The organism is Streptomyces sp. NL15-2K (genome assembly GCF_030551255.1).
Classification (GTDB): domain Bacteria; phylum Actinomycetota; class Actinomycetes; order Streptomycetales; family Streptomycetaceae; genus Streptomyces.
The window spans coordinates 5854734-5872170 of the sequence record NZ_CP130630.1; the positions used below are offsets into that span (position 1 = coordinate 5854734).

At 68.8% G+C, this 17437-nt stretch carries 17 protein-coding genes and 4 pseudogenes; 11 read left to right on the forward strand and 10 right to left on the reverse strand.

What is annotated here, in order from left to right:
• Window positions 1-19: 19 nt before the first annotated feature.
• Window positions 20-1387, reverse strand: coding sequence for a D-alanyl-D-alanine carboxypeptidase/D-alanyl-D-alanine-endopeptidase (gene dacB, locus Q4V64_RS26290; protein WP_124440642.1), 1368 nt, complete (start codon window positions 1385-1387; stop codon window positions 20-22).
• A 310-nt stretch (window positions 1388-1697) separates the two neighbouring features.
• On the reverse strand, window positions 1698-2612 hold the full coding sequence (locus tag Q4V64_RS26295) for a D-alanyl-D-alanine carboxypeptidase (RefSeq protein ID WP_253267001.1): 915 nt from the start codon (window positions 2610-2612) through the stop codon (window positions 1698-1700).
• Window positions 2613-2810: 198 nt separating this feature from the next.
• On the opposite strand from Q4V64_RS26295, the gene Q4V64_RS26300 reads away from it, so the two are divergent.
• Complete coding sequence (locus Q4V64_RS26300) at window positions 2811-3473, forward strand: GntR family transcriptional regulator (RefSeq protein WP_124440641.1); 663 nt, start codon at window positions 2811-2813, stop codon at window positions 3471-3473.
• A complete protein-coding gene (locus Q4V64_RS26305) occupies window positions 3470-4765 on the forward strand; it encodes an MFS transporter (RefSeq protein WP_124440640.1) in 1296 nt (431 codons plus the stop codon). Before Q4V64_RS26300 ends, Q4V64_RS26305 begins: the two co-directional genes overlap by 4 nt.
• Before the next feature lie 37 nt (window positions 4766-4802).
• On the opposite strand, the gene Q4V64_RS26310 is transcribed toward Q4V64_RS26305, so the two are convergent.
• Both Q4V64_RS26310 and Q4V64_RS26315 read right to left on the reverse strand, forming a co-directional pair.
• Window positions 4803-5639 (reverse strand): class I SAM-dependent methyltransferase, encoded by an 837-nt coding sequence (locus Q4V64_RS26310; protein ID WP_124440639.1) that lies wholly within the window; start codon window positions 5637-5639, stop codon window positions 4803-4805.
• Between the two features lie 67 nt (window positions 5640-5706).
• Window positions 5707-6531, reverse strand: a complete 825-nt coding sequence (locus Q4V64_RS26315; protein WP_124440638.1) for a maleylpyruvate isomerase family mycothiol-dependent enzyme — start codon at window positions 6529-6531, stop codon at window positions 5707-5709.
• Between the two features lie 182 nt (window positions 6532-6713).
• On the opposite strand from Q4V64_RS26315, the gene Q4V64_RS26320 reads away from it, so the two are divergent.
• On the forward strand, window positions 6714-7532 hold the full coding sequence (locus Q4V64_RS26320; RefSeq protein WP_124440637.1) for a carbon-nitrogen family hydrolase: 819 nt from the start codon (window positions 6714-6716) through the stop codon (window positions 7530-7532).
• Window positions 7533-7568: 36 nt separating this feature from the next.
• Here the strand turns inward: Q4V64_RS26320 and Q4V64_RS26325 are convergent, their stop codons facing one another.
• Entirely contained in the window at window positions 7569-8063 is a 495-nt protein-coding gene (locus Q4V64_RS26325; RefSeq protein WP_124440636.1) for an LURP-one-related family protein, read from the reverse strand.
• Window positions 8060-8466 (reverse strand): annotated as a pseudogene (locus Q4V64_RS26330) (AraC family transcriptional regulator); the annotation flags it as partial. The pseudogene Q4V64_RS26330 and the gene Q4V64_RS26325, both read right to left, overlap by 4 nt.
• Here Q4V64_RS26330 and Q4V64_RS26335 point away from each other — a divergent pair.
• A pseudogene (locus Q4V64_RS26335) lies at window positions 8465-8677 on the forward strand (cupin); the annotation flags it as partial. The pseudogenes Q4V64_RS26330 and Q4V64_RS26335 overlap by 2 nt on opposite strands.
• A gap of 149 nt (window positions 8678-8826) precedes the next feature.
• Here the strand turns inward: Q4V64_RS26335 and Q4V64_RS26340 are convergent.
• Window positions 8827-9135: a hypothetical protein gene (locus Q4V64_RS26340; RefSeq protein WP_172629232.1), complete on the reverse strand. Its 309-nt coding sequence runs from the start codon at window positions 9133-9135 to the stop codon at window positions 8827-8829.
• A 1156-nt stretch (window positions 9136-10291) separates the two neighbouring features.
• On the opposite strand from Q4V64_RS26340, the gene Q4V64_RS26345 reads away from it, so the two are divergent.
• The 3 genes and pseudogenes from Q4V64_RS26345 to Q4V64_RS55220 all read left to right on the forward strand — a co-directional run.
• Window positions 10292-11350 (forward strand): type II CAAX endopeptidase family protein, encoded by a 1059-nt coding sequence (locus Q4V64_RS26345; protein ID WP_253267000.1) that lies wholly within the window; start codon window positions 10292-10294, stop codon window positions 11348-11350.
• 57 nt (window positions 11351-11407) lie between these two features.
• A pseudogene (locus Q4V64_RS55215) lies at window positions 11408-11923 on the forward strand (winged helix-turn-helix domain-containing protein); the annotation flags it as partial.
• 16 nt (window positions 11924-11939) lie between these two features.
• A pseudogene (locus tag Q4V64_RS55220) lies at window positions 11940-12050 on the forward strand (IS630 family transposase); the annotation flags it as partial.
• 15 nt (window positions 12051-12065) lie between these two features.
• Here Q4V64_RS55220 and Q4V64_RS26350 read toward each other — a convergent pair.
• Together Q4V64_RS26350 and Q4V64_RS26355 are read right to left on the reverse strand one after the other, a co-directional pair.
• Window positions 12066-12260: a DUF397 domain-containing protein gene (locus Q4V64_RS26350; RefSeq protein WP_124440635.1), complete on the reverse strand. Its 195-nt coding sequence runs from the start codon at window positions 12258-12260 to the stop codon at window positions 12066-12068.
• A gap of 10 nt (window positions 12261-12270) precedes the next feature.
• Window positions 12271-13113 carry a helix-turn-helix transcriptional regulator gene (locus tag Q4V64_RS26355; protein ID WP_124440634.1) on the reverse strand — a complete coding sequence of 281 codons (843 nt, stop codon included), beginning with the start codon at window positions 13111-13113 and terminating at the stop codon, window positions 12271-12273.
• Between the two features lie 217 nt (window positions 13114-13330).
• Here Q4V64_RS26355 and Q4V64_RS26360 point away from each other — a divergent pair, with 217 nt between their 5' ends.
• The 4 genes from Q4V64_RS26360 (at window position 13331) to Q4V64_RS26375 (ending at window position 17163) form a co-directional block, all read left to right on the forward strand.
• On the forward strand, window positions 13331-13762 hold the full coding sequence (locus Q4V64_RS26360; RefSeq protein WP_124440633.1) for an ATP-binding protein: 432 nt from the start codon (window positions 13331-13333) through the stop codon (window positions 13760-13762).
• A gap of 92 nt (window positions 13763-13854) precedes the next feature.
• Window positions 13855-15018, forward strand: coding sequence for a DUF262 domain-containing protein (locus tag Q4V64_RS26365; RefSeq protein WP_253266999.1), 1164 nt, complete (start codon window positions 13855-13857; stop codon window positions 15016-15018).
• Complete coding sequence (locus tag Q4V64_RS26370; protein ID WP_124440632.1) at window positions 15015-16145, forward strand: DUF3696 domain-containing protein; 1131 nt, start codon at window positions 15015-15017, stop codon at window positions 16143-16145. The genes Q4V64_RS26365 and Q4V64_RS26370 overlap by 4 nt, the downstream gene beginning before the upstream one ends.
• On the forward strand, window positions 16126-17163 hold the full coding sequence (locus tag Q4V64_RS26375) for a hypothetical protein (protein ID WP_253266998.1): 1038 nt from the start codon (window positions 16126-16128) through the stop codon (window positions 17161-17163). Before Q4V64_RS26370 ends, Q4V64_RS26375 begins: the two co-directional genes overlap by 20 nt.
• An 81-nt stretch (window positions 17164-17244) precedes the next feature.
• Here Q4V64_RS26375 and Q4V64_RS26380 read toward each other — a convergent pair whose 3' ends face one another.
• Window positions 17245-17409, reverse strand: coding sequence for a hypothetical protein (locus Q4V64_RS26380; RefSeq protein ID WP_172629231.1), 165 nt, complete (start codon window positions 17407-17409; stop codon window positions 17245-17247).
• Between the last annotated feature and the right edge of the window lie 28 nt (window positions 17410-17437).

The window sequence follows — 17437 nt, forward strand, 5'->3', positions numbered from 1 at the left end:
GGGCAACCCGCGTGCCGTCCTACGCCCAGCAGCCGTTCACGGTCGCGGCCAGGCCGTCCATGGCGTCCCTGATGTCGTTGGTGTTCGCCGTGGAGCCGTTCTCGACGAAGGAGAACACCTTCCACTTGCCGTCCTTGCCCTGCGTCAGGCCGCTCAGGGCGATCGCGCCGGTGAGGGTGCCGGTCTTCGCGTGGACCTTGCCGACGGCGCACTTGGAGTTCGCGTCGTCGAAGCGGCCCAACTCCGGGCCGAGGGTGCCGCCGGCCTCGCCGGAGACGGGCAGGCCGTCGCGGATGGAGCCGAGGGTGCCCTCGTAGCGGGGGTCCGTCAGCAGGTCGAGGATCTGCGCGAGGGTCGCGGCCGGCATGCGGTCGGCCCGGGACATGCCGCTGCCGTCGTACATCTCGACGCCGTCGAGTGACACGCCGTACTGCCGGCTCAGCACGTCACGTACGACTTCCGTGCCGCCCTCGAAGGTGGCGGGGCGGCCCGCGCCCAGGGCGGTCATCCGCAGCAGGGTCTCGGCGATGTTGCTGTCGCTGGTCTTCAGCATCGTGTGCACGATGTCCGACAGCTTCCCCGACTGGTGCTGCGCGACCGGTACGTCGTTGCGGCTCGCCGTGGCGTGGGTGACGTCGCCGTCGACGGTGATGCCGTCCGCGGCGAGCTGCTTGGCGAAGACCTGCCCGGCGTCGACGGAGGTGTCCATGACGCCGTGTCCGTCGACGACGAGAGCGCGCACGGGGGCGACGTCGGTGGGGTAGTAGCCGCTGTTCCAGCCGTTGGCCAGGGTCGGCTCGGGGAAGAGGCTGTCGTCCACGGCGACCTTCACGGCGCTCAGGCCCGCGGACTTCAGCCCGGCGACCGCGGTCTTCGCCATCTCGGCGAGGTCGTCGCTGGTCAGCGTGCGGTCGCCGCCGCCGACGAGGGTGAGGGTGCCGTTGCCGTAGACGACCTTCGTGGTGAACCGGTGGTCGGGGCCGAGCACCGTCAGGGCGGCGGTGGAGGTGGCGAGCTTGAGATTGGAGGCCGGCATCAGCGCGGTGGAGGCGTTGTGGCCCCAGACGGTGCGGTTCGTCTCCGCGTCGATCACCACACCGCTGACATCACTGCCCAGCCGCTTGTCGAGGACGCGGGTGTCGAGGTTGGCGGCCATCTGCTGGTCGCTCGCGTCGAGGCTGTCGGGCTGGTCCGTGGCTGTCGCGGCGGTGTTGTTGTCGGCGGCGAAGGCCGAGGGACCGGCGAGAGCCGCCGAGGCGACGGGCACGGTCACGGCGAGCACGAGGGCTCGCCGGCCGCCTATGCCGGACTCCTTGTGCTTGCGGTGGCGGCGCCGTCCGCCAGGGACGAAAGTGCGCTCGGTCGCTTCCGTCGTTACTTCACTCATGGGGGTCCCAAAGGCTGTTCTGGTGTGGGGGGAGGGTGGTACGAGGGGGTGTTGCAGGGGGGTGAATTCGTGCCGCAACGTACCACCTGCCACATGCGACTCACTGGTAACAAATCCTGGGATGAGCGCAGTTGTGAATTGGCAGCCTTTTGAAAGGTGAGGATTTCTTTTCTTTTTCGCCCCTGTGAGTCCGGATCGATGCCCTGCGTCACGGCCGTGTGGCGCGCGGTGGTCGACCCCCGGGTTTTGTGGAGATGTGATGGAGGGTCCGTCGCCGACGGCGACGGACCCTCCATCAGGTGTGTCTGCGTCAGCCCAGCTTCGCGAAGCCGTAGTTCATGAGCTTCTTCGCGTCAGTTTCCCGCTGGGTGATCGACGTCGAGGTCAGGACCGTGCCGATGACCGTCTTGCCGTTGCGGGTGGCGGCGAACACGAGGCAGTACTTCGCCTCGGGACCGGAGCCGGTCTTCACACCGATGGTGCCGCTGTAGGTACCGAGCAGGCCGTTGGTGTTCTTCCACGCGGCCATCGTGCGAATGGTGCCGGTCTTGGTGATCGTCTTCGCCGTGTAGCTCTTCGTCTTGACGACCGTGCGGAACGTGGAGTTCTTCATCGTGTTGCTGGCGAGCTTCGTCAGGTCGCGCGGCGTCGAGTAGTTGGCGCCGTTGCCGATGCCGTCGAACGAGTCGAAGTGCGTGTTCGTCAGACCCAGGTTCTTGGCCGTGGTGTTCATCTTGCCGATGAACGACTTCACGCGCGCCGCCCGCGTCGAGCCGGAGCCGAACTTGTCGGCGAGCGCGTACGCCGCGTCGCAGCCGGACGGCAGCATCAGGCCGTACAACAGCTGACGCACGGTGACCTTGTCGCCGACGATCAGGCGGGCCGACGACGCGTTCTTCGACACGATGTAGTCGCTGTACGCCTTCTGGATCGTCACCTTGGCGTCGAGGTTGAGGTTCGCCTGGGAGAGCACCACCTTCGCGGTCATGATCTTCGTCGTGGAGCCGGTGGAACGCCTGGTGTCCCCGGCCTTGGTGTACAGCGTCTTGCCGTTCGCGTTGTTCATCACGTAGCCGCCCTTGGCGACGATCGTGGGCACGGTGACGGCCTGCGCGGGCGCGGCGGTGAGGGCTCCGGTCACGAGCATGGCGCCGGTGGTCACGGTGACGGCCGCGGCTCTGCGGATACGGACGCCCTGAATGCCGCTCTTGATGCCGGTTATCAACTGAGATACCCCGATTGTCTCGAATGCCCCTGAAGCGCGGCCGGTTGAGGTGGTGCAAGAAGGTGGGGCCGCAAGTGTGTGACATGTAAGTAGCACAGAAGGTTGTGCCGCGGGGCCAGCGGGGGGCATGACACGGGTGGGCGGTCCGCATGATGGACGGCCGCCCTCATGCGTACGTGTTGTATCTATGATGTGCCCATGCCTTCCGCCCCGCCCGCCCCCGTCAAGCAGCCCCCCGCCGCGGAACGCGTCTACGCCCACGTCAAGCAGGGTGTCCTGGACCGCCGTTACCAGGGCGGGACCCTCCTCACCGAGGGTGAGCTCGCCGAGGCCGTCGGGGTCTCGCGCACGCCGGTGCGCGAGGCGCTGCTCCGCCTGGAGGTCGAGGGGCTGATCAAGCTTTACCCGAAAAAGGGAGCCCTCGTGCTGCCCGTATCCGCCCAGGAGATCGCGGACGTGGTGGAGACGCGGCTGCTGGTCGAGGAACACGCCGCCCGGAAGGCCGTACCCGCACCGGCCGGGCTGATCCAGCGGCTCGAGGAACTGCTGGCGAAGCAGAAGGCGCAGGCAGCCGCCGGCGACCTCGCCGGGGCCGCCGTCACCGACCGCTGCTTCCACGCCGAGATCGTCCGCAGCGGCGGCAACGAGATCCTCTCCCGGCTCTACGACCAGCTCCGCGACCGCCAGTTGCGCATGGGTGTCGCCGTCCTGCACTCCCACCCCGACCGGATCGCCAAGACCCTCGTCGAGCACGAGGAGATCCTCGAGGCACTGCGCCGCGGGGACGCGGACGCCGCCGTCGGCCTCGTCCACCGGCACGTCGGGTGGTTCTCCCACCTGGCCAGGGGTGAGGTCCGATGAGGGCCGCCGCAGTGCCCGGTGACCCGCCGGGCGGGCGCCGCGCCATGGCCGTCTGGGGCATCGGCGTCTCCGTCTACTTCGTCGCCGTCATCTTCCGTACGTCCCTGGGCGTGGCCGGCCTCGACGCGGCCGAGCGTTTCCACGTGGGCGCCTCCGCGCTGTCGACCTTCTCGATCCTCCAACTCCTCGTCTACGCGGGCATGCAGATACCCGTCGGCCTGCTGGTCGACCGGCTCGGCACCAAGAAGGTGCTGGGCCTGGGGGTCGTTCTCTTCACGGCCGGCCAACTCGGCTTCGCCTTCTCGCCGTCGTACGGCATGGCCCTCGCCTCACGCGCCCTGCTCGGGTGCGGTGACGCGATGACCTTCATCAGCGTGCTGCGGCTCGGCACCCGCTGGTTCCCGGCCCGGCGCGGACCGATGGTCGCGCAGTTCGCGGGGCTGGCCGGCATGGCGGGCAACCTGGTCTCCACCCTCGTCCTGGCACGGCTGCTGCACGGCGTCGGCTGGACGGCCGCGTTCGCGGGCAGCGCGCTCGCGGGGGTCGTCGTCCTCGTCCTCCTGCTGCTGTTCCTGAAGGACCATCCCGACGGACACGAGCCGGAGCCGATCCGGCACCAGGGAGCCGCGTACGTACGACGGCAGATCGCCGCCTCCTGGCGGGAGCCGGGGACGCGACTGGGGCTGTGGGTGCACTTCACGACCCAGTTCCCGGCGATGGTGTTCCTGCTGCTGTGGGGGATGCCGTTCCTGGTCGAGGCACAGGGCCTCAGCAGGGCCACGGCCGGCGAACTGCTCACGCTCGTCGTGCTGTCGAACATGGTGGTCGGACTGGTGTACGGCCAGGTCGTCGCCCGGCATCACGAGGCGCGGCTGCCGCTGGCGCTGGGGACCGTCGCGGCGACGGCGCTGCTGTGGGCGACGACGCTGGCGTATCCCGGTGAGCGGGCGCCGATGTGGCTGCTGGTGGTGCTGTGCACGGTGCTGGGCGCCTGCGGCCCGGCGTCGATGCTCGGGTTCGACTTCGCCCGGCCGGCCAACCCGCCGGAGCGGCAGGGGACCGCCTCCGGCATCACGAACATGGGCGGCTTCGTCGCCTCCATGACGACGCTGTTCGCGATCGGGGTGCTGCTGGACGCCACCGGGGACGACTACACGGTCGCGTTCTCGGCGGTGTTCGTGCTCCAGGCCCTCGGCATCAGCCAGATCCTGCGGCTGCGGAAGCGGGCGGCGCGCAGGGAGCGGGAGCGGCTGGTGGCCAGCCGGGTGGAGACGGTGCACGTGCCGGCCTGAGCCGGGTGTCTCACCGTGCCGGCCTGAGCCGGGTGTCTCACCGGACCGGTACGAGGGTGAGGTAGGCGTACCCCAGCACACCGCGGTAGTTCATCCACTGGGCGCGGTGCCGGTCCAGGCGCTCGCGCGTCTCGGCGGCCAGCGGGTGGTCGCCGTGCCCGGCGAGCCACACCTCGGCGTCCGCCTGGTACGCCGACTCGAACTCCTCCCACTCGTCCAGGCTCGCTGTCTCGGTCCACTCCGGCCGGAACCCGGCCCGCACGGCCGCGTCGACGAGGCCCGCCAGGTCGTAGTGCTCGTCGGCCGAGGCATCCGGCCACATGCCGGACAGCTCCGCCGGGCTCGGCGCACGCTGCCAGAAGCCCTCGCCGAGCAGGACGCGGCCGTCGTCGGTCACGAGCCGGCGCAGCGCGCTCAGGGCCTCGTCGGTGTACCGGGGCGGCTCGGCCGCGCTGAGGGCGTGACTGGCGCCGAGGCACAGGACGAGGTCGGCGGGCCCGCGCGCCGTCCTGGCGGCTGACTCCTCGACGAACTCGACCCGGTGGTCGAGCCCCCTCGCCGTGGCGCCCCGACGGCCCCGGCTCAGGTCCTCGGCGTTGAGATCCACACCGGTCCCGCGTGCGCCCGGGACGGCCTCCAGTACGCGCAGCATCAACTCGCCCCAGCCGCAGCCGAGGTCGAGCACGGTGGCGGGTGCCGGCGCGGTCCCCGCGAGCCGCCGGACCAGCCCGGCCGCGCGGGCCTGCGACAGCGGGCCGTGGAAGGTGAGACGGGTGAGTCGGGGTGGGCCGTCGGGGCGGTGCGGCGCCGGGACGGTCTCGGGTGCGGTATCCGTGTCGGGTGCGGTGTCCGTGTCCGTGTCGTTGTGGGGCATGGGGCGCACGGTAGTGCGGGGTGACCGGCGGACGACAATCGTTGATCGGCCGTGCGGTGGTCCCGCCTTACGGCGTCACCGACAGGTTCCGCAAGATCGCCGCCGCGAGCTCCGGATCCCCCTCCGCCTTCACCCGGTCCGCCACCGCCTCCGGCGTCGCGCGGCCGCAGGCCAGCCGGACGTACGTCTCCCAGTCGAGGGTGAGGGTGGCGGCGGGGCCGAGGGCCGGGGCCGTTTCCAGCGTGCCGCGGCCCTGGATGTCGACGCGGATCGTGCGCAGGAACTCGATGGGGCCGTGCACGTCGAAGACGATCGCCGAGCTGCGCGGCGCGCTCGCGTCCTCGGCGACGATGCGCGGGAGTTCGTCGAGCAGCACGTCACGGGCGATGTGCGCGCCGGGCGAGTCGAGGTTGCCCGGGCGGCCGAGGGCCGTGCGCAGGTCCTGCTCGTGCACCCACACGTCGAACGCGTGCCTGCGCATGGACTCCTCGAGAGTGAGCTCCGTGCCCAGCGGGCCGCGCACCTTCGTGCCGGGGTCGCGGGACTCGTTGCGCAGCTGGCGGTTGCGGCGGATGATCACGTACTCCAGCTCGGACGTCATCTCCGGCGCCGTGTGGTGGCGGCGGACGTCGACCTGCATCTCCATGTACCGCTGGTGGTCGTTGGTGACGTGGAACAGGTCGCGCGGGAGCGTGTGGATGGGGCGCGGATCGCCGAGCATCTCGCAGTCCAGGCCGATGACATGGGAGACGACGTCGCGCACCGACCAGCCGGGGCAGGGCGTGCGCCGGTTCCACTCGCCCTCCACGAGCGGCAGCACCAGCTCGGATATCGCTTCGATGGAGTGGGTCCAGGCGTCGGCGTAGGGCTGGAGGGTGGGATGCAGACTCACGGAACGGGACCCCTTGGCGGTCGATACACGGGCGGGTAGTGGCGGCGTTGCCAGTGGGAGGTGGCTGCTGTCGGCGGGTGTCTTGGAACGCTAAGTTACGCTGCTGTGAGGCACCCCGGCAGTGCTTTCGTGTGACGATCGTAGGCCCGTGTGGACGACTCGAATGCCAGGACGGTGGTAGTGTGCGCGCCTCTTTGATGCAGATCGCCGTGAATGAGGGGGAATCGGTCGAATCGCGTCGGCGGCGCGTGGCCTCGCTGGTACGGGATCAGGCCGATGCCGATTTCGTCGTCCTGCCGGAGCTGTGGACCACGGGGGCGTTCGCCTACGAGGAGTTCGGGCGCGAGGCCGAGCCGCTCGAAGGGCCGACGTACGAAGCCATGGCGAAGGCGGCGAGCGACGCGGGCGTATGGCTGCACGCGGGCTCGATTCCCGAGCGCGCTGCATCCGGCAGCGGCTCCGCCGCGGGTGACGGTCCTCTCTACAACACCTCCCTCCTCTTCTCACCCTCCGGTGACCTGGCCGCCGCCTACCGCAAGATCCACCGCTTCGGCTTCGACAAGGGCGAGGCCGTGCTGATGGGCGCGGGGCGGGACCTGGTGACGGTCCGGCTTCCCGAGACCACTCTCGGCTTGGCCACCTGCTACGACCTCCGTTTCCCCGAACTCTTCCGCGGTCTCGTCGACGCCGGTGCCGAGACCCTGGTCGTCCCCGCGGGCTGGCCGGAGCGCCGCCGGGCGCACTGGACGCTGCTGGCTCAGGCGCGGGCGGTGGAGAACCAGGCGTTCGTGCTCGCGTGTGGAACGGCCGGGACGCATGCGGGAGTTCCGCAGGCCGGTCACTCGATCGTGGTGGATCCGTGGGGCGAGGTGCTGGGGGAGGCGGGCGCCGGGGAGGAGGTCCTGACGGTGGAGTTCGACCCGGGGAAGGTCACGACGACCAGGGAGCAGTTCCCGGCGCTGAAGGACCGGGTGCTGGGGCTGCGGCCCCCCGGCCAATAGTTCACAAGCCCCCGGCCATTAGTTCTCACTCGGTTCTCACTCCTCCCCCTCCTTCTCCGCCAGGTGGATCACGCACACCGCCACCGCGATCAGCAGCGCCGGATCCGCGTCCTCCCGTACGACGTCCACGCCGTACGTGTCCCGCACGAGCAGCCACCGCCGGGAGATGACGGCCAGCAGCTCACCGTCGTACTCGATGGCGAATTCCCGGTCGAGGATCTTGCCGCTGACGTCCAGCTCGGTGCTGCCGTCCGCCAGGGACACCCGGTAGTGGTTGCGCAGCAGTGACAGCCGTTTCCGCCTGATGCGCGCGAGCGGTTGGCCGGCCCGCTCGATGACCATCGTGTCCCGCAGGGCGAACATCTTCTGGTGGATGTCGACGAGGACGCGCCCGTGCGTGTCCTTCAGCTCGAAGGTGTCCCGCAGCCGCATGGCCTTGCCGTCGACGAGGAAGACCTTGTTGCCGTGGTCGTCCTCGATCCAGTAGTCGTCACCGATGCCGAGGATCCGGTCGCGTACGAGGAATCTCATGACACGAGGGCTTCCCCACCGCCCGGTCCGAAACGCCGCCGGTAGGCCGACGGGCTGAGCCCGGTTTCGCGCCGCACGCGCGCGCGTAGGTTCGCGGCCGTGCCCAGCCCGCTCCGGGCGGCCACCACGTCCAGCCGCTCCTCCCCCCGCTCGATCAGCCGGCAGGCGAGCGCCACCCTCCCCCACTGCCTTAAGGGCGCGGGGGGACCCCCACCCCCGTCAGCCAGGCCAGCGGTGTCGTACCGAGCTGGGCGCGGAAGCGCCGGTGCAGCGTCGCGGGGCTGACCGTCGCCCGTGCCGCCAGATCCGCCACCGTCACCGGCTCCCCCAGCCGCTCCTGCGCCCATGCCAGTACAGGCCCCAGCGACTCGTCGGGCACGTCCGGCACCGGGCGCTCGACGAACATCGCCCTGCGCGAGCCGGCCTGCGAGCGCACGGTCGTCCTGCCCCGGGGCGCCGTCTTCACGGTCCCGCGCGGCACCGAGCACAAGCCGTACGCCCCCGTCCCCACGGAGATCCTCGTCCTCGAAGCGACCGGCACCTCCACCGTCGGCGACCGCCACGACGAGGTACCGGACCATGTGGACGCGACTACGGGACACGCCCTGGCCTGACCCGTCAACGAGGGGGCGTCGCGGCGCTCATAACTGCCGTGAGCAGGGCGTTCAGGGCGGTGGGGGTGGGCGAGAGGATCGTGGTCGGGGTGTCGCTTTCGCGGAGGTGGAGGGTGGAGGGTGGGGGGGGGCGACTATCTCTCGACGTTCTATTCGACCATGCCGTTGATGACGAAGTAGGCGACGTACAGCCCGTACAAGGCGAGAAGCACGCCGAGGAATCGTGTCCACGCTGGCAGGGTGCGGCGCTGATGGGTGTTCCACATGCGCCGGAGGCGCACGACGGCGGAAAGGGCACCGAGCGCGGCGATCGCCGTGAACACCCAGAACAGCATGGGCCGATCACTCACCGGCGCCTTCTGTACTCCGGCGTTGCCGATGATGAGCAGCAGGTAGGGGGCGATGTACTGAGCCGGGTTGAACTCGCGAACCCTCTCAGAGCTACCGGAATCGATCATGGGATGCCTCCGAAGTGGTAGGTGTCGGCATGGATGTGCGCCCCACGGCAGGGGGAACAACCGTGGGGCGCACATGGGTGTTCAAGCCCCCGGGGAGGGGCCCGCATCACGTGACCTGGTACGTCACAGGATGATGTCGATGAGCCACTCGATAGCCGTCTTGACGGAGATCGCGCCGCCCAGGGTCAGAGCCTTCTTCACCCAGCCAGGAAGGGAGTCCCACTTCTGCTTGAAGTAGGCCTTACCCTCCTTCGCCCAGTCCTTCAGCTTCTTCTGCCAGGAGTCGGGCAGCGCCTTGAATGCCTTCTTCAGCGCCTTCTTCTTCAGCTTGTCCAGCCAGCCCTTCGCGGCGATGTCATCGCCGGCGTAGACGGCGGCGATCTCCGCCTGAGTGAGGCCCTCCTCTCTCAGGAGCTGCTGGCCCTCAGCGGAGTCGAGGTAGGTGACGAAGGCCTCGTGCGAGGAGAACTCGAACTCCGGCTCGAACTCCGGGGCGACGGAGGCGGTAGCGGCCGTCTCGCGGTGCGTGTTGGCCTACGCCGCCGTGGTGCCGGTGACACCGAGGGTGACAGCAGCCAGTGCGGCGATCGCACTCATGCGGATATGCCGACGATTCACTATCCTGGTCCTTCGGGTAAGACGGTGCGGGCGCTGCCCCCGGTGCACTGATGGCCTGGTAACCGTGTGCGTCGGAAATGGCGGTGCCCGCACCCCCGGGCTTCTGTGCCGGGGGCGATGAAGAACCTAACCCTCTGTAGATCACCAGTTCCAGATCTTGAGACGCATATGCCCTGAAGCTTTCCCTGTCTCAGAACAGGCGCCAGGGAAATTCTCCGCAAACCCGGCGGACATCTCAGGTCGATCTGCGGCAATCGGTGCGGCGAACAAAAAGAACCGGACTGGCTACTACCGCCACCACGAAACCTCAAGTTCCGCTCAACTCCCGCGGAACCGCATCGAATCGAGTCTGCTGGCAACAGCGTGCAGGCACGCGAAAACGTCACACCGGTGAGTCCTGAGCCGCCCCGGAGGCGGTCGGGACCGGCGCCGCTGTGCGAAACCCTGAAGGAAAGTGGGTCGTCCATCCCTGGGCTCAGCGATCGCTCCTTCTGCGGGTGGACGCCTTTCCCGGCCTGCGGTTGGAATGCTGCCGATCATGACAACCGCATGCCCGGATCTCACCGGCTTCCCGTACCACCGCATGGGCCGGAGCAGCGGCCGTCACCGCTGGTGGCGGCCGCTGCTCGGTACTCTGCTGTTCATCCCTAGCTGGCTCGTGCTCTCGCTCCTGCTCTACGCCGTCTCCTACGGCCTCGGAACCGCAGCCGGCTACCCGGAACTACCCGACGGCGGCGTGGACTTAGGCCCGCTGCGTAACACGGCATTGGATCTGACGTACATCGCGATCGCACTGCCCCTCATCCTGCTGGCCGTACGGTGGACGGAGCGACGACCGGTCGGCACCCTCTCGTCGGTCACCGGACGACTCCGGGTCCGCTGGCTGGCCTGGTGCCTGCTGGCCGCCCTGCCTCCAGTGACCCTGCTGGTGCTGACTACGGTCCTCATGCCCAATGACGGTGCCGCCTCCGTAGAGTCCACCGCATGGGTCGGCTGGCAGTCTTTCCTCACCTCTCTGGCTGTCCTGGCCGTCTTCGTTCCGGTGCAGGCCGTAGCCGAGGAGTACGTCTTCCGGGGCTGGCTGACCCAGGCAGTCGGCGCCTTTCTGCGCTCCCCGTGGTTCGCCGTGCTCCCACAAGCGGTGCTGTTCGCCACCGCCCACGGCTGGGGCACCCGGTGGGGCTTCATCGATCTGCTGGTCTTCGGCGTGGTGGCGGGATGGCTGACCATCCGCACGGGCGGCCTGGAAGCCACCATCGCCCTGCACGTCCTGAACAACCTGCTGGCCTTCGGCTTCTCCGCCGCAGTCGTCGACGGACTGTCCTCCGACGACACAGCAGCCGACGCACCCTGGCAACTCGCCCTCGTGGACATGGCAACCGTCCTGCTCTACGCCGCAATTATGCTGCGCTTCACGCGCCGTTACCCACCACAGCGCCTCGCCCCGCCGGAGGCCACTCCGCCATTGCACGCTCCATGCCCGTGCCCGCTGGCCGCCCCGCCGCAGAGCGGCATACCGCGCTCATACCACCTCCAGTCCGACTCGGGTGGGCCGCCCAGCCCTGAGCTACCGGTGCGCGAAAGCGACCTCTACTGACTTTGTTGGCGTGATGTCTTAGCTGACGAGTGGTAGTCGCTGCGGTAGGCCGGTTGTATGAGGTATCCGCAAGGGTGCGGGCTGACCGCGGAGCGGCAGGCGTTTCGGGAGCACATTCGGTTGCATGCGCCGAGTTGTTCGCTGCTGGGCACGGCAATGCCGCGGTCGCCAAAGACTTACGTGTCAGTGTGCGGTCGGTGCAGCGATGGCGCCGAGCCTGGGAGCAGGGTGGGGAACGTGCCTGGCATCGAAGGGGCCAGTGTCCAGGCCCAAGCTGAGCGAGGCGCTGTTCGTGGTGCTGGAACGGGAAATGGCCAGGGGGCCGGTGGCGCACAGCTGGCCGGATCAGACGTGGACGCTGTCACGGATCAAGATCCTGATCGGGCGCCGCTTCCACAAGAGCATGGCTTTGTCGCGATCGCGCAGATGCTGCACCGGCAGGGCTTCAGCCACCAGGTTCCGGCCCGCCGCGCGGTGGAGGGCGACGAGGAAGCCGTGAGCGGCTGGGTGAAGGAAACCTGGCCCCAGTTGAAAACACCGCGGCGGCGCTCGGGGCCTGGGTCTGCTTCAAGACGAGGCGGGCTTCTCGATGACGCCGCCCATGACGCGGACCTAGGCCAAACGCGGACACACTCCCGTCATCCGAGTGCGGGGACGTTCCCAGCGCCGGTTCTCGATCGCCGCCACGACGAGGTACCGGACCATGTGGACGCGACTACGGGGCACGCGTTGGGCTCTTCACCGCTGTGAGCAGGGCGTTCAGGGCGGTGCGGGTGGGCGAGAGGATCGTGGCCGGAGTATCGCTCTCGCGGAGGTGGAGGGTGGCGGGGGTGGCGGCTATCTCCAGGCAGTCGTTGTCGGAGTCGCCCGCGGAGAAGGACGACTTCTGCCAGTGGAGGTCTTGAGACACCGGAGGCCTTTCACAGTTCTTGGGCGATACGGCGGATGAGGTCGAGGGAAGCGTCCTGTGGGAGCGCGGCGTTGTCAACGCGTTCGAGTTTGGCTCGGTACCGGTGCAGTTGAGCAGGCGCGTCGATGAATTCGGCACCGTGCGGCGTATCGATCTGCACGGTGTCCAGCTGGGGGGCGACTCCGCCGACGTACTGCACGGCGAGGCCCGCACCCGCGAAGCCTTCGGCAGCGAAGGGGATGACGCGAAGAGTGATGGACTCCATGTCGGATGCCTGGAGCAGGTGCTCGAGTTGAGCACGGGCGACCTTGGAACCGCCGACGCGCATGCGTAGCGCGGCCTCGTGGATGATCACGTCATACGGCGTCCCGGAATCGAGTACCTGCTGGCGCCGCATCCGGAACTCGACACGAGCCTCTCGGACCTCCGGATAACCCGGCTCCACGAACGCCAAGGCCGCGCGCACGTGATCCTCGGTCTGGAGCACTCCCGGAATGTGCACGACCTGAAAAGTGCGAACGTGCGACGCGTGGTGCTCCAACTCCGCGAGGTCGAGAGCCTTGGGCGCCAGAACACTTCGGTACTCCTCCCACCAGCCCTTTTCCCGCTCGTTGGCCATGCCGGCCAACGCGTCGACGAGTCTGGTGTCGTCGCAGGCGTAGTGCTCGGCGAGCCTGCGCAGCCGTCCCTCGCTGATGCCGTGCTTCCCCGACTCGATGTTGCTGATCTGGGCCTGGCTCGTGCCCAGCCAGGCTGCGACGTCACGGGACACCAAACCCGCCGCCTCGCGAAGCCTGCGCAACTCTGCGCCGAGGCGTACCTGACGGGCAGTGGGGATCAACCTCGGCGGCATGACGTCTCCTCGATTCCACTGAGTTGGTTGCGACGTTGCAAATATACCGAGTACCTTCGTGCCGTACTCACGGAGGGTGTCCAGTCGGTCACTCATCCGCAACTCCCGTGTGCCCGCAAAGCGTTGGAAGTGCCACCCCGACCATCCACACCGGGGCGCCGGACAGCGACGCAGCCGGGCTCGCGCAACCCCCTCACCTCACCGGAGTTGATGCCTCATGCCCTCGTACACCCTCATCTGTCCGCCCCTCGACACCTCCCCCCACATCGCCCGTGACTTCGTCGCCACCGTCCTGCGCGCGCAGCAGCTGGACGGCAACCTGATCGACGACGCGATGCTCTGCACTTCGGAACTCGTCACCAATGCCTGCGTGCACGCGAAGGGCGGTGATGGCACGGTGCTGTGGCTGGCGGTGGAGGAGGGGCGATTGCGGGTGGTGGTGTACGACGGGGACGAGAACCCACCGGTGATGAGAGAACTGACGGCTGAGACGTGGGAGCGAGGCGGCGGTCGGGGTCTGTACCTGGTGGACAGCCTCACGGAGGGCCGTTGGGGTCACGGCCCGGACATCCCGTACGGCGGGCAGACTCATCCGGAGGGCAAGGGGGTCTGGTTCGACCTGCCCGTACGACGCCAGGCGGAGCCGTGACCGACCGGCCGCAAACCCCCGACCGGCAGCAGGGTGGGGGAGATCAGCGCAACGCCCCCACCCTCGGATCACCCGCCCCTAGGATGGCCCGCATGGCTATCGAAGGCGCGCAGACGGCCCCCGACGTGGTGGAGGACGTGTTCGAGGGACACGCCACGGACATCGAGGTCGAGGACGCGGGCGAGGACACCACCCGGATCCAGCGGCCGTGGAACCCGGACCAGATCCGGGTGAACACCAGCCAGTTCTCCTTGCGCAACATCCTCGACCAGATCGATGAGAAATCGATCGAACTCGCCCCGGACTTCCAGCGGTTGCGGGTTTGGCGCGCCGACCAGAAGTCTCTGCTGGTGGAATCCCTGTTGCTGCAAATTCCCCTTCCCGCGTTCTACTTCGCCGAGGACGCGGACGGGTCGTTCCGGGTCGTCGACGGACTTCAACGGCTGTCCACGCTGCACGCGTTCGTCCGGGGCGGGGAAGCCGGCTTCGCCCTCGGGAAGCTGGAGCACCTGGACGACCTGAAGGACCTGCGTTTCAGCGATCTTCCGGTGCCGTTCCAGCGGCGGATCAACAACACCCAGCTGATCGTCAACGTGATCGACCCGACGACGCCGCGCGGGGTCACGTACGAGATCTTCAAGCGGATCAACACGGGCGGCACTCCGCTGAACGGCCAGGAGATCCGGCACTGCATGAGCAGCTTCCGCAGCCGGGACATCCTGCACCGCATGACCCACACGGATGCCTTCGCCAAGGCCACCGGAGGCCGCCTCACCGACCACATCCGGATGAACGACCGGGAGATGGCCCTGCGGTTCGCCGCGTTCTGGCTCCAAGGGGCCGAGGCCTACCAGGAGCGGCCGGTGATGGAGTCGTTCCTGATGGACGCCACCGAACTTCTGGACGATCCGAAGAAGGTCCCGAACGAGCGAATGGCAGAGCTGGAGGCCGCCTTCGAGCGGGCCATGGCCCACGCATACCTCGTCTTCGGTGAGCATGCCTTCCGCAAGTGGCCCAAGGGCGAGGACTGGCGGCGTCCGATCAACCGCGCCATGTTCGAGAGCTGGTCTCTGGCCCTGGCCGACCACACCACCGCCGACCTGCGCGCGCGCCGCAAGGCGATCGTGAAGGCCGCCCGCGAGCGGATGACCACCGACGTCAACTACCTCAACGCCATCACCTCCTCCACCGCCGACCGCCACCGCGTGGACTACCGCTTCAAGGCCGCTGTGGCGGACGCGGGAGCCGGCCTGTGATCACCTCCCTGGAGATCCGGGGCTTCAAGCGATTCGAGTCGGAGTCGTTCGCCCTGCGCCCTCTCACGGTCCTGACCGGTGTCAACGGCGGCGGCAAGAGCACCGTGATCCAGTCCCTGCTGCTGGCGAGGCTGGCAGGCACGTCGGGCGGTACCGCAGGCGGCACGGTCCGGCTGAACGGCCCGCTCGGGCTGGCCCTCGGAGAGGCCCGGGACGTACTGAACTGGACGGCCGACGCACGGGAGATCACCGTACGGCTGGGAGGCCCGGACGGTGAGTCGTGGGTGTACGTCTTCGGTCTGCCCGACGCCGAGCAGGCGCTGCACCTCGAGGTACGGCGGCTCCCGGTGGCTGTCGTGCCCGGCATCGGGCCGGGTGTCGCGGACCCCGCCTTCACCTACCTGTGCGCCGAACGCCTCGGCCCACGCGACACGCTGGCGGTGTCCGCCGAGGAACCCGACCGCATCGGCGTGGGGGTGCGGGGTGAGTTCACCGCACAGGTGCTGGCGCTGCGCGAGTCCCGTGCGGTAAGCCCCCGCAGCCCCCGCGGGGAGGTCCGGGGCCCGCTGCACCACCCGGAGGCCGCCGGTCCACAGCTGAGGGTCCAGGCCGAGGCATGGGCCTCGGAGATCATCCGCCCGTTGCAGATCACTGCCCGGGTGGCCGTGGGAATCATGGCCGGGACGATCCGGTTCGGCGAGACGGGTCTGAGCGGTGAGGAGATCCGCCCTGCCAACACCGGCTTCGGCGTCTCCTACGCCCTGCCGGTCATCGTCGCCGGCCTGCTCACCGAGCCCGGCGACCTGCTGATCGTGGAGAACCCCGAGGCACATCTGCACCCGGCGGGACAGTCCCGGCTGGGCCGGTTCCTCGCGCGGGTGGCGGGCAGCGGGGTGCAGGTCGTGGTGGAGACGCACAGCGATCATGTCCTCAACGGAGCCCGTCTCGCCGTCGCGCAGGACCGCTCCCTCCCGGCGGAGGACATGATCACGCACTATTTCGACCACGACCGGATCCTGCCCATCGACATCAACGACAAGGGCGAACTCAGCCACTGGCCCAGCGGCTTCTTCGACCAGATCGAGACCGACCTCGGGAGGCTGGCCCGTGCCCGACGCGGCAGGTAGGAACGGACAGGACTTATTAGGTGACACCTCAGCCGACGAGACTGCCGAGGCCGACGACGACTACCGCGTCGTCGTCGGTGAGGAGTGCTTCGACTGGCGGGAGTTGACGGAATCCGGCCTGGGGGACGCCCTCGACACGCTCGCGGAGCTGCTTCAGCCCTTGGCCGACGGCCGTAAGGCCGCGTTCATGGATCCTGCGTACGACGTCGAGTGCCGGCCGTCGGTCAAGCTGATTGACGCCCTCTACTCCCCGGACGGCGGACTGCCCCGTGACGAACGGGTCCGTTTGCAGGAACTGTTGGGCAAGTGTCGGCGCGTGGAACCGGACGAGGCGGACCTGCCCCAGCCGGTCCGTGTGGCCGACGGCCCCTGGAGGGAGTCGTCCTGGGGTGCAGCCCACGCCCTGGCCCGGGCAGCGACAGGCCGGGCCATGTCCTGCCTCCTCATGCCGTACGCCACACAACCCGACTGGCCGTCCGGATGGCTCACCGTCACGCGGACGACGGAGGCGGGCCACGACGAGGTGAGGATGCACGTCCTGCGGCTCCCGGACGACGCACCGGGCTTCTGGCGCGGCCTCCTCACCCACGAGGACGTTCCGGCCGAGCGATTCTTCGCCTTCACCCAGAACGCCTTCCCCCGGCTGCTGTTCGCCGAATCCCTGCGCCTGCACCACTTCAAAGGCACCTATGCCGAAGTCCTGCCCTGGCTGGTGAGGCTGCTCGGCGCGCTCAACGACGACTTCGCACGGACACTGGCCGACTGCGGCGGCGACCAGAAACAGGTCATCCGCAGGTTCGGCGCACGGGATCTGATCATCTCTCCCGAGAGCCCGAACACGAAGAAGAACGCAAGGGCGTGGGAGCAGCGCAATGTCGACTACGACGGCGGCACCTACCGCTGCGAGTGGCACGGCAAGCGGATGTGGGATCGCGACCGGGTGCACTTCTCCCTGCCGATCCCCGCTTACGGCGACCGGATCCTCGTCGGGATTTTCGTGGAGCATCTGGCGACCTGAGTCAGCTTGAAGTCCCATGACCGAAGCCGCTGAGCTGGTCCGCCTCGCTCACCGCAGGCGGACCAGGCCGGCCGACCGCGGTCAGCGGCGCCGCGGCCGTGGCGCCAGCTTGTACAGGGCCATGCCCGCGGCCACCATCGTGGTGGCCGTGACCAGCAGCGCCAGGCTGTTCAGCCACAGGCCGGTGGCGGCCAGGGTGGCGCCGCCGGCGCCAGTGGTGCCGGCGCCGATCACTCTTCCGTACATCGTGTTTCTCCTAGCGAGGGTTGGTGCG